General features: G+C 52.8%; 9 protein-coding genes. 5 read left to right on the forward strand and 4 right to left on the reverse strand.

Annotated elements, in window-relative coordinates; all coding sequences use genetic code 11:
- The first annotated feature begins 5 nt into the window (after positions 1–5).
- Positions 6–494: a molybdenum cofactor biosynthesis protein MoaE gene (locus H6F67_RS05435; RefSeq protein WP_190764124.1), complete on the forward strand. Its 489-nt coding sequence runs from the start codon at positions 6–8 to the stop codon at positions 492–494.
- An 82-nt stretch (positions 495–576) separates the two neighbouring features.
- On the opposite strand, the gene H6F67_RS05440 is transcribed toward H6F67_RS05435, so the two are convergent.
- Positions 577–1,119 (reverse strand): hypothetical protein, encoded by a 543-nt coding sequence (locus tag H6F67_RS05440; RefSeq protein ID WP_190764126.1) that lies wholly within the window; start codon positions 1,117–1,119, stop codon positions 577–579.
- The gene (locus H6F67_RS05445) at positions 1,119–3,530 is read right to left on the reverse strand and encodes an ATP-binding protein (protein WP_190764128.1); all 2,412 of its coding nucleotides are present in this window, start codon (positions 3,528–3,530) and stop codon (positions 1,119–1,121) included. Before H6F67_RS05445 ends, H6F67_RS05440 begins: the two co-directional genes overlap by 1 nt.
- 406 nt (positions 3,531–3,936) lie before the next feature.
- Between H6F67_RS05445 and H6F67_RS05450 the strand changes: the two genes are divergently transcribed.
- The 3 genes from H6F67_RS05450 (at position 3,937) to H6F67_RS05460 (ending at position 8,089) form a co-directional block, all read left to right on the forward strand.
- Positions 3,937–5,541: a peptide ligase PGM1-related protein gene (locus H6F67_RS05450; RefSeq protein WP_190764130.1), complete on the forward strand. Its 1,605-nt coding sequence runs from the start codon at positions 3,937–3,939 to the stop codon at positions 5,539–5,541.
- A 209-nt stretch (positions 5,542–5,750) separates the two neighbouring features.
- A complete protein-coding gene (locus H6F67_RS05455) occupies positions 5,751–6,794 on the forward strand; it encodes a hemerythrin domain-containing protein (RefSeq protein ID WP_190764132.1) in 1,044 nt (347 codons plus the stop codon).
- A gap of 137 nt (positions 6,795–6,931) precedes the next feature.
- The gene (locus H6F67_RS05460) at positions 6,932–8,089 is read left to right on the forward strand and encodes a hypothetical protein (protein WP_190764134.1); all 1,158 of its coding nucleotides are present in this window, start codon (positions 6,932–6,934) and stop codon (positions 8,087–8,089) included.
- Positions 8,090–8,389: 300 nt separating this feature from the next.
- On the opposite strand, the gene H6F67_RS05465 is transcribed toward H6F67_RS05460, so the two are convergent.
- Positions 8,390–9,166, reverse strand: coding sequence for an MBL fold metallo-hydrolase (locus H6F67_RS05465; RefSeq protein WP_190764136.1), 777 nt, complete (start codon positions 9,164–9,166; stop codon positions 8,390–8,392).
- Positions 9,167–9,260: 94 nt separating this feature from the next.
- Entirely contained in the window at positions 9,261–10,571 is a 1,311-nt protein-coding gene (locus H6F67_RS05470; protein WP_190764138.1) for a hemolysin family protein, read from the reverse strand.
- Between the two features lie 228 nt (positions 10,572–10,799).
- Here H6F67_RS05470 and H6F67_RS05475 point away from each other — a divergent pair, with 228 nt between their 5' ends.
- Entirely contained in the window at positions 10,800–11,519 is a 720-nt protein-coding gene (locus tag H6F67_RS05475; protein ID WP_190764140.1) for a rhomboid family intramembrane serine protease, read from the forward strand.
- Positions 11,520–11,649 lie beyond the last annotated feature (130 nt).

Below are 11,649 nucleotides of genomic sequence, written 5' to 3' on the forward strand. Positions count from 1 at the left end.
TTTCGATGAATTCGATCGCCCCTACACTTCTTGCCACCAACGATTTTGTCATCACCTTTGCACCACTGTCGATCGAGGAAGTGTATCGCCTCGCAGACGATGGCGCAAACGGAGCGATCGTGCTGATGAGCGGCATGGTACGCAACCAAACAGACGGTCGGCCAGTGGTTGCGCTCGAATATCAAGCCTATGAGCCGATGGCGATCGAAGTGTTCAAGCAAATCGCCGCCCAAATTCGCCAAACCTGGACAGATGTAACTCGCGTCGTGATTCATCACCGGACGGGACGCTTGGGAATTGGCGAAATTAGCGTCCTCGTTGCGGTTGGCTGTCCGCATCGAGCAGAAGCGTTTGCCGCCTGTCAGTTTGCGATCGATACGCTCAAGCACACCGCTCCTATCTGGAAAAAGGAGTGGTATAGCGAGCAAGAAGGTAAGTTGTCCAGTAGCTGGGTAAGCATTGGCGCTTGTGAGCAACCAGGAGAAGATTGTTGAAGTCTCAGAGCCGATCGCTACGCCTGCGTTTTTTTTGGGGAACAGGCCGAAGATTCGGCGGCACTCGACCAGCAAAATCGCTTCATTCTTGGACGGTGAGCGTATACTCGATGCGCGTGTCGGCCTCAAACGACCCGACCCAAATTCGGTATTCTCCGGCACTCCAGTCGGCATCTTGCACTGCTGCATTGAGGTTTGTGCGGCTGATGTCGTCTCCGCAGCGAATCGAGTTGCCGGGACCGCGCACCAGCAGCGTTGTGTCGCTCTCGCTGCTCACCTGCAAACTCAGGCGTGGCAGATCGCGCTGAAGCACCAAAACGTGATCGGGCGTGGAGTCTGCAAATCCAACACAGAGATTTCCAGCCGGATCGCGATTGGCGATCGAGGCCAGCGAAACCGAACCTTGCGTAAAGCCCTGTACTCGCTCTGAACCAAATCCGGGTGCAAGCTCGATCGTGCCAAAGTTGGCAGACTGCGCCCAAACAGGCAGCATCCCCAGCCCGATCGCCACACCGCTGCACAAACTCAACATCGATCGCCACACCATGATCACAACTCCTCGCCAGCTTGCCTTTCTCCATTTTTGCGTAGCGATCGATCGCCCGGCAATTTTGAGCCTGAGCATCAAAAATCTTTGCGAACAACTTGCGCGATCGCCTGAGCAAGCTGAACCGGATCAATTGGTTTGGCAAGGTGCTGAACGAATCCGGCAGCAAGGACTTTCTGGCGGTCTTCTGCTTTTGCCAAAGCAGTCACGGCCACAACCGGAATCTGAGTGGTGGACTGAATCGATCGCATCAGCGCATAGCCGTCTGCGTCCGGCATGGCAATGTCGCTGATGATCACATCGGGCTGCAACGAAGTCAGCAAATGCAGCGCTTCATCCACCGAAGCCGCCGCCGCCAAGTTCGCGCCGTACTGCTCTAAAGCCGCCACCAGCATATCGCGGCTATCCATTTCGTCATCCACAACGAGAATTTTTAAGCCGTTGAGAATCGAGAGATCGATCGCGGACTGCGGATTTCGCCTCGCTGGAGCGATACGGTGCGGCTGGTGCATTGAACGAACGATCGGCAATTCAACGCTAAAAGTGGTGCCCTGCCCTTCGCCCGCACTGGTGACTTCCACCGTGCCGCCATGCAGTTCGACCAGATTGCGGACGATCGCCAAGCCCAACCCCAGCCCGCTTTGTGCCTTGGTTGTGCTGTGCTGCGCCTGCCGGAAGCGATCGAACACAAACGGCAAAAAGTCGGGATGAATGCCAATGCCTGTGTCGGAAATGGTCAGACGAGCAGTGGGAGTAGCAAAGTTGCCCGCTGCCACCAGTCGCACTGTGACCCGCCCGCCGTTTGGCGTGAACTTGATTGCATTTGAGAGCAAGTTGGTGATCACCTGCTGGAGGCGATCGCGATCGCCCACGCTTTCAACCGCATCCGCCAGATCAGTTGCAATTTGAATTTGTTTGCTGTCAGCGGCAGGGTGGATGGCGTCGATCGCGGCTGTGAGCAGGTTGGTGAGATTGACCGGATAGTGCTGTAGCTTAATTTTGCCGCGAATGATGCGCGAGACATCGAGCAAATCGTCGATCAGTTGGCTTTGGGCTTGAGCGTTGCGATCGATCACTTCCAGAGCGCGATCGATCGTGGCTGAATCATAAGAACGGGAGCGCAGCAGTTTTGCCCAGCCGAGGATGGCGTTGAGCGGCGATCGCAGTTCGTGAGAGACGATCGCCAGAAATTCATCTTTGGTGCGGCTGGCGGTTTCGGCTTGGCGGCGGGCTTCTTGTTCGCGACGCAAAAGCTGTTCGCGCTCTTGGGCGGCGACTTTTTGGCGCGTGATGTCTTGCGCTGTCCCGATCACCTGACGGGCACTGCCCCTTGCAAAACTGCGGCCTTTAGCGGCGATCCAGCGGATGCTGCCGTTCGGCCACAGCAGGCGATATTCGATGTCATATTCGCCGCCATCTGCGATCGCTTGGGCGAGAGCCGCTTCGACACGCAGGCGATCGTCGGGATGAAGGCGATCGATCACCTGTCGGTGCGACACATCCTCAGCTTGTGCAAAACCAAACAGCGTTTTGCATTCGTCGCTCAGTTCAAGCTGCTTGCGATCCGGTTGCCAGCACCACAAACCCAAGTTGGCGGCTGTGGTTGCCAGTCGCACCTGCGCTTCGCTCGCTTGCAGTTGCGCTTCCAGCCGTTTGCGAGTCGTGATATCGACATACACGCCAATGCAGCCCCAGACGTTGCCCTGCGGATCGCGCAGTGGCGTTGCGCTGCTGAGCAGATCGATCGCCTCGCCGTTCGATCGCACAAGCTGAAGCTCGATGTCGCGAATAGTCACGTTCTGCTGGCAGGCCATTGCCATCGGCAGGTCAGAAGCCGAAATTTCTTGATTGTTCTGGAAGGCTCGAAACGGAACTTCGGCGGCGGGAATGCCATGCTGTGAAGCGTTTGCATTCACGTTCAGGCCAAGCATCTGCTGCAAATGCGCGTTGAGCCGCAAAACGCGACAGGCTGGATCGGTGGCGATCGCAATGCCAACCGGAGCCGCATCAAGCAGCGTTTGCAGTTCGGTCAAGCACTGCTCTAGCTCGCCACTCAAGCGATCGCCAGAAGCGGGGCGGTGGGCGATCGGAAATGTGACAACCGAAAACGTGACAACAGCAGCATCCGGCGACCGCTGCAAATTGAGAAACAGCGGCTCGGCCTGCACTGCCAGCCACACCAGATCGCCATCTGGCCGATAAAATCCTAAAGTCGCCTCGGTCGATCGACCCGTTCGCAATGCCTGAAAAGCCGGGGTGTCTAGGAGCGCGACGCGATCGCCTTGCAGATTGATGATTTGCCAGGGTGGTTGCGCGGGGCAGAGCATTTGCTGAAGCGTCACGCCCAAGATTTGCTCAGCCGCAGCGTTGCAGGCCAAAATGCCGCCGCTCGCGCTGTGCAGCACCATTGCCACAGTATGCTGCTTACCATGTTGCTCCACCTGTGGGGCTGAAGCAAGCGGAAACGGCATTCTCACATCATCGGCCATAAATTTTCAGTCCGTCGAATTCGCAAACAGTCAAGCCGCAGAACGGCGAAGATTATGTTAGAACGGTCGGCACTTTTCGAGGCGGGTCGTAGAAAGAGCTGAGCGCAGCAGAGAGACTGTCGATCGCAAACCTCGCGCTGATTGAATCGATCGAGAACCTCAGGCTTTCATTCTAAAGGCAGGTGACAAGCCGTCTGCCTGTCTTGATGTTTTCTTCAGAATTACTTCAGCTTTTGGTCTGTCATTTGGCTGGACTTCCAGGCCGAAGCGGTCGTGAACTGGGCAGAGGCAAGTCGGAATTTGACAAAATTCACTTTTTTCTATCTGTGGAGAGGCAGATGTTCTTGTCAAAATCTGGATAGAATCACTGATATTTCTATTTTTGGCAGTCAAGCCGTTTAGCGAAATGCAAAGTCTGACCGCTTCTTCATCGACCTCAGTTGAATTTGATCAGGCTGTGCAGTTTCGACTGCTTCAATCGCAACTGCGCGATCGCTGGCAGTCGATCGAACAGTTCGATCACAGCGACTGCGACATTATTGTGATTCCGTCTTTGACGCTTGATCAGCAAGAACTCAAGAAGATCAAAGGCGTGAACTATTATGAAGAACGGCTTTTATTTTCGCTGATTCGGTTGGGCAACCCCAACACGCGATTGGTCTATGTCACCTCGCAGCCCATTCATCCCAGCGTCATCGAATATTACCTTCAGCTTTTGCCGGGAATTCCGTTTTCGCACGCTCGCGATCGCCTCCTGCTGCTGTGTGTTCACGACAATTCCTCGCGTCCCTTAACCGAAAAGATTCTGGAGCGTCCACGACTGGTCGATCGCATCCGCAAAGCCGTTCGACCCACTCAAGCCTACATGACCTGCTTCAACTCGACTGCGATCGAGCGGGAACTATCGGTCAAGCTGGGAATTCCGCTGCTGGCCGTTGATCCTGACCTGCTGTATTGGGGAACCAAAAGCGGCAGCCGCCAGATTTTTGCCGAGTGCAATGTGCCGCATCCTGACGGCAGTCCGCTGACTCACTCGATCGAGGATCTCGCCGTTGCTGCCAGCGAACTGTGGGAGCGCAATCCCGACCTGAAGCGGATGGTGATTAAGCTCAACGAAGGCTTTTCGGGTCAGGGAAATGCGCTGCTCGATCTACGTCCGATCGCCCATGCCGCTCCGGACAAAGCATCGAGTGCCGAACGGATTGCGATTCTGACCGATCGCTTCTACCACCTCAGCTTTCAGTCGGAGTGGGAAACCTGGGATAATTTCAGCCTGCAAATTCCCGGCCTGGGCGCGATCGCAGAAGCGTTTGTGGAAGGCGAAGAGAAGCGATCGCCCAGTGTGCAAGGTCGAATTACTCCGGATGGCGAAGTTGAAATTCTCTCCACCCACGATCAGATTTTGGGCGGTCCCGATGGACAAATTTTCCTCGGCTGCAATTTTCCTGCTGATGAAGCGTATCGCGTTCGTATTCAAGAATGGGGACGGCGCGTCGGCCAAAATCTCGCGGACAAAGGCGCACTTGAACGATTTGGCGTCGATTTTATTGCCGTTAAATGTGAGCGGAACGGACGCGAAGATTGGGACTTGCAGGCGATCGAAATTAACCTGCGAAAAGGCGGCACAACGCATCCATTCATGACGCTGAAATTGCTCACAGGCGGACGTTACGATGCGACAACAGGCTTGTTCTACAGTCAGCAAGGAACGCCCAAGTTCTACATGGCTTCGGACAATCTGCACAAAGACCGCTATCGCGGTTTGCTGCCGAATGACCTGATGGATATCATCGCCCATCATCGCCTGCACTTTAACAGCACATCCGAAACTGGAACGGTGTTTCATCTAATGGGTTGCCTGTCCGAATTTGGCAAACTGGGACTCACCAGCATCGGCAATTCGCCGCAGCAAGCCGAGGACATTTACAATCGCGTCATTCATGCTCTAGACGAAGAAACGCGCACCTCACACGTCAATGCCGAGCCGATTATTTGGAACGGACAGAGCTAATTTGCAGCAAAGGATTAGCTGTAAAGCTCTAACTCAGGTTAGGTGAACCAAATTTGTATCGGATTCACCATAAGAGGAAAGCTCGATCTTTGAGTTCAAATTCGATCGCTTGCCCTGTAAGCAATTGCAGCGTTCAGCGGTTTGCTTTGACTTGGGATTAGGAACATAAAATTGCAAAACTAATCAGAATTTTCACATCAGGAGAACACATGGTTGCAACTTTAGACGACACAAAGCGAATGGCAATCGCCCAAAAGCTCGCTGATATTCGTGCTTTTCAAAATCTGTTGATTAAAAACGATCAGCTTTTGATTTCGGAATGCCAAGATCAAGACATTCGCGATCGCCTACAGAACATGCTGGAGGACGATCAAAAGAATTTAGGTATTCTTGAAACTGTGATCGTGCAGTATGGGGTTCAGTCGGAGCCGCATCCTTCGACACCGCAAATCATCGAGCAATACGATCGCTTGATGTCGAGCGCAGACATGACTTTCTATCGCAAACTGGTTCAGCATGAACTGATCAAGCATGGTCAGGCAATGGCGGGCATTTTGATTCACAAAGCCGCCCAAAAAGTTGGAGCCGACATTGAAGTGGCGATCGCTCCGCTCAACACCGTCAACTTTGAAAATCGCGCTCACCAAGAACAGCTAAAAGGAATGCTGGAACTGGCTGGCGTGCGCGAACTAACCGGACAAGATGCCGATCAAGGACTGTGGGCACGAGTGCAAGACGCAGTTGCTGCGATTAGCGGCGTTGCGGGCAGCGTGATTACGCAAAACAGCGACAAGCAAGACATGAACATCCAAACGCTGATTCGTTTGGATCACAACAAGGTGAACACGATCTTCACGGAAATTGGCAACACCAAAGATCCGCAAAAGCTGCAAGAATACTTCGGCCAGCTTTACAAAGATCTGCTCGCTCACGCTCAAGCTGAAGAGGAAATTGTCTATTCGCGCATTCGTCCGTTCTACGGTGAAGAAAACACCCAAGAACTGTATGATGAACAGGCCGAATGGCGTCCGATGCTTGACGAAATTAAAGCGATCGATCCCGCTTCTTCCCCTGACGAATTCCGCTCAAAGGTCAAAGATTTGATGGATCACGTCGGCGATCACATTCGTCAAGAAGAAAGCACAATGTTCGCTGCGATCGACAACAATTGCAGCAGTGAACAGAAAGAGCAAATGGCAAGCGAATTCAAGCAGGTGAAGGTCAAAGTTCAAGAAGAAATGGCTGCTAAGTAATCGCCATCCACTGAATTAAACGCAGGCTCGATCGCACCGTGCGATCGAGCTTTTTTCTGTCATTGGGCAGGGGCTGCATCAGGCAAAAATTTCTACGATCGATATGTTTATATCCTGTTTATTTCACCCCAATTAATATGAGCTTCCTTTCGATCGAAGAACTCAAAGAACTGGTTGAACAGCCGCAAGGGTTGTGCGTGTCGATCTACATGCCAACGGTGCTGCTTGGTTCAGAAACTCAGCAAAATACTGTCCGCTTCAAAAATCTGATTCGACAGGCAGAAGCAGAATTAGAAAAATATGAATCGCGTCCGACTGATGCAGGCAATCTTCTTCAGCCCGCGATGGATTTGGATGAAGATGAATTTTGGCAGCACCAGGACGCGGGTTTAGCATTGTTCATCTCAGAAGGATTCTTCCGCTACTACCGTCTGCCGATCGAAACGATTGAACTGGTGGTTGTGAGCGATCGCTTTCATCTCAAACCGTTAATTCCGCTGTTAAGTGAAGACGATCGCTTCTACATTCTCACGCTTGGTCAGCGTGATGTGCGGCTGTTAGAAGGCAACCGCTACGGCATGACTCGCGAAATCGAAATTGAAGGCTTGCCGAAAAGCATGGATGACGCCTTGCAGTATGATGAAACGGCAAAAGATGAGCAGCGTAGACAGGGTGGCGGTGCAGGTCGTGCAGCCTTGCAGGGCGGTGGTTCCTATCACGGGCAGGGCGGCGAGCGCGAAAACGTCAAGGAAGATTTGCTGCAATATTTCCAGCTAGTGGATAAAGCGCTGCACGACTTTTTCCGCAATCGCCGTGCCCCGCTGGTTCTCGCAGGCGTGAGCTATCTGCTGCCGATCTATCAGGAGGCCAACACCTACAATTTCATTGTGGAAGAAGGAATTCAACACAGCACCAAGGAGCAAACGGCGCAAGAACTTCATGCCGAAGCTTGGGCGATCGTTGAGCCGCAGTTTGAAGAACAAAAACAAAAAGCGATCGATTACTATCACGAATCGATCGCCGCTGGCAAAGGTTCAAACGACTTAAACGAAGTGATTCAAGGTGCATTTTATGGCCGAGTTGAGCAGCTATTTGTTCCGGTCGGCGTGCAGAAATGGGGACATTTTGATCCGGAAGCAATGGAACTGGAAATGCACGACGACGCTCAACCAGGCGACGAAGATCTGCTGAATGCAGCCGCCGTTCAAACACTGTTTCACGGCGGAATTGTCTATGCCGTTGAGCCGGAAAAAGTACCCGATGATGCTCCGGTTGCTGCTGTATTCCGCTACTAGTGAACCTGCAATTTCTGTGCTGACAAATTGCATTTTACCGATCAGGAAGACGCCTCTATTCCTATGAGTTCAATTCCTGCGCTTGGATTCATCGAGGGTCGATCGACCCTCGATGTTATTTTCCCAAGGCCAATCCCGACCCTTTTAATCGCCTTCAGCAGCCAAATTGTTCTCAGTCCACTCCTGGAGCTTCTGAAAACACGCCCTAGCCTCTACTGGCTCGGAAACTCAAAAGTAGTATCAACGGCGACGCTGTCCGCAGGAATCGCTCGTTCACAAAAAGCAATCCAACCTCGATCGCTAACTTCGCTTCGACAATCCAACCTCAGCTGGACACCCCGGAACTCGCCGCATCGCCTGATACTCGGCAATAATCTCTTGATACCGCTTCCGCCCAAACATCGCATAGTGACCGGGATACACCGCCTCAACCGACAGCTTTTGCAGGCGATCGTAAGTCTCCAAATAAGTCGGAATATGACTGCAATGCAGTTCATCCAACAGTTCACCGTCGTAGATCACATCCCCAGAAAACAATGCTTGCGATCGCGGTTCATACAGCCCAATACAGCCCGGAGAATGTCCCGGTAGGTGCAGCACTTCAAAGGCGCGATCGCCCAAGTCCAGCACATCTCCTTCCTGCAAAACCTGCGTCGGTTCTGCCGCCATCATGGTATATTCCGCCACTGTAAACCCTGCATACGGTAGCTGCTCAAAATGTTCTTGCAGCACCCAGCCTTGAGCAGGCGTACACAACGCCTCGTAGTCATCACCCGATCGCAGCGCCTCCGCCTCTGCCGCATGAATCGCACGATGCTCAAACTCGTGCATTCCCGCCGCATGATCGAAATGAATATGTGACGCGATCGCCAGCAGCGGCTTGTCGATCAAGCTGGCGATATGCTGGCGCAAACTCATGACACCAAGCCCCGTATCGATCAGCAGATCGCGATCGCGCCCTTTGATTAGCCACAGATTCGCTCGATTGAACCAGTAGTAATGTGGCTCCGTGATCAAGTAAAGATCGTCGGAGATCTTTTGCGTCAAAAACCAGCTTTCGCAAACGGAAGGAGACATTGGCCTGTCAAAATGAAATCGCAGCACACTGCCAATCATCCGATCATTCGATCGCCTTTTGAAACCGATGTCATGAATTGCTCACGATCGCACTTCATTCCACCTGCGTTAGCTGCGCTTGCGGCACAACCAGCACTTTATCAACGCGATTTCCATCCATGTCTACGACTTCAAAGCGGACATTCTCCCAGTCAAAATGGTCAGTCGCGGTGGGAATTCGACCCAACTGCGTGACAATGAAGCCGCCCAACGTTTGATAGTTGCCGCGCTCTTCTCCCGGCAGTTCTTCCAGTTCAAAAATTTCTTTGAGCTTGTCGATCGGCAACATGCCATCGAGCAGCCACGAGCCATCATCGCGCTGAACCGCAGGTGATTCGTGAGGGCGATCGGCAAACGGCACATCCCCAATGATCACTTCCATGACATCGTTCAGCGTGACAACGCCCTGCAACACGCCGTATTCATCGACAACCAGCGCAATATGCGTACTCGACTGCTTAAACAGTTCCAGCACCTTCAAGGCATGTGTACCTTCAGGAATGTAGAGCGGCTGACGCAGCATCGTCGTTAGGTCAAACGATTCGCCTGCCAAACTGCGAGCTAATAGATCCGTGACATGCACCACGCCCAAAACCGTATCAAGATTGTCCTGGCAAACCGGAAAGCGACTGTGGCGACTTTCCATCATCTTGTGGCGATTCACCTCAGCCGGATCGTTCAAATCCAGCCAAACAACATCGAGTCGTGGCGTCATCAACGCCACCACGCGCTGATCCGCGAGTCGAAAGACACGCTCGACCATATCTTGCTCGGCCACTTCAAACGTGCCCGCCTCCGCACCCTGCCGCACCATCACCTTGATTTCTTCTTCAGTCACGAGCGGTTCATCTGAGGGACGGTTTGCGCCCAGCAGCGTCAAAACCAGATCCGTCGAAGTTGTCAAAAAGCGAATCACCGGATTGGCGAGCGAAGTGACCCAGTGCATCGGTACAGAAACGTTCGCCGCAATGCGCTCAGGATTATTCAAGGCGAGCCGTTTGGGAACCAGTTCGCCCAAGATCAAAGAAAGATAAGTGGTCAGCAGTACCACCAGCCCAACCCCGGCTACTTGGCTATACGGAGCGAGAACGGGAATTTGGGCGATCGACTCTGCGATCGGATCGGACAAAGCTGCCCCGCCAAACACCCCGGTCAAAACGCCAATTAAGGTAATGCCGACCTGAACGGCAGAAAGAAACTGATTGGGTGAATTCGCCAGCTTGAGGGCTGCCCGCGCTTTGTTATCTCCTCGCTCGGCCAATTCAACTAAGCGCGTTTTTCGGGCAGACACGACTGCCATTTCTGCCATTGAAAATAAACCGCTGGCAATAATCAAAAGCAGAACGACGGTGACTTTAAAGGCCATAGATGACGGATGGATGCCTCACGAATCGATGCAGCCTGTGTAAGTTTGCTGGAAACTGCAAGGCCGATATACAAGAAGGTAGCATTCTCAACCGATTGCGATCGCATCAATCTCCCAACGTTCTGCCATCGATCGCTCTAGTGAGACCTATCCGAAGAAAGAAGACCGATCGCCCAAAGCGGGTTAGGGTTCCCTTTGTAGACAATTCTTAAAACTTAGGAAAAACACGTGGTTCCTATACGTGACGATAATCCGACGCAGACAACTCCCTATGTCACTTATGCGCTAATTGTTATCAATATTGCCGTCTTTATTTATGAATTAAGTTTGGCTGGTCCGTCGCTGGAAGCGTTTTTGCGCGATTGGGCGGTTGTGCCACGAGAGCTAACGGCGTCACTGGGCGGACAAACGATCGTGCAGGGGCCGCCCGAACTGCTAACGCTGATTACCTCGCAATTTCTGCACGGCGGCTTTCTGCATGTCGGCGGCAACATGCTCTATCTGTGGATTTTTGGCAACAACGTGGAAGACCGCATGGGGCATGTGCGCTTCACGGTTTTCTATTTGCTGTGTGGTGTGTTGGCATCGCTGGCACAGTGGTATTTCTCGCAAGGGTCGAACATTCCCTCACTGGGAGCGAGTGGCGCGATCGCTGGCGTCATGGGCGCTTACTTCCTCAAATTTCCAGGCACAAAAATTTTGACCTTGCTGCCGCTGGGGTTTTTGCTGCTGCCAATTCGGATTCCGGCGATCTTCTTTTTGGGCATTTGGTTTGCTCAGCAAGCGCTCTACGGTTTAGCCAGCCTGCAAGCTCCCACCAACATCGGCATGGAAAGCGGCGGCGTGGCATATTGGGCACACGCGGGCGGCTTTGTGTTTGGCGCACTTTTGGCTCCCTTATTTGGAATGCTGAGCAAGCCTCGCGATCCGTATTCGGGCTATCGCTAAGTCAATTTTTCAACGAAGAAGCCAGCGTTGATTCACATCGACGCTGGTTTTTTCATGGGTGGCGATCGTCAGCCATTGTTAACAAACGTAATTTGCGTTCCCCAAAAATTCGACAATAGAAGCATACACA

The sequence above is a fragment of the Microcoleus sp. FACHB-1515 genome (assembly GCF_014696105.1).
GTDB lineage: Bacteria > Cyanobacteriota > Cyanobacteriia > Elainellales > Elainellaceae > JAAUTJ01.

Excerpts from the sequence above, each read along its gene's own strand:
- H6F67_RS05435 (WP_190764124.1), top strand. The coding sequence starts at position 6 with ATGAATTCGATCGCCCCTACACTTCTTGCCACCAACGATTTTGTCATC.
- H6F67_RS05455 (WP_190764132.1), top strand. The coding sequence starts at position 5,751 with ATGGTTGCAACTTTAGACGACACAAAGCGAATGGCAATCGCCCAAAAG.
- H6F67_RS05445 (WP_190764128.1), bottom strand. The coding sequence starts at position 3,530 with ATGGCCGATGATGTGAGAATGCCGTTTCCGCTTGCTTCAGCCCCACAG.
- H6F67_RS05440 (WP_190764126.1), bottom strand. The coding sequence starts at position 1,119 with ATGCTCAGGCTCAAAATTGCCGGGCGATCGATCGCTACGCAAAAATGG.
- H6F67_RS05460 (WP_190764134.1), top strand. The coding sequence starts at position 6,932 with ATGAGCTTCCTTTCGATCGAAGAACTCAAAGAACTGGTTGAACAGCCG.
- H6F67_RS05470 (WP_190764138.1), bottom strand. The coding sequence starts at position 10,571 with ATGGCCTTTAAAGTCACCGTCGTTCTGCTTTTGATTATTGCCAGCGGT.
- H6F67_RS05465 (WP_190764136.1), bottom strand. The coding sequence starts at position 9,166 with ATGTCTCCTTCCGTTTGCGAAAGCTGGTTTTTGACGCAAAAGATCTCC.
- H6F67_RS05450 (WP_190764130.1), top strand. The coding sequence starts at position 3,937 with ATGCAAAGTCTGACCGCTTCTTCATCGACCTCAGTTGAATTTGATCAG.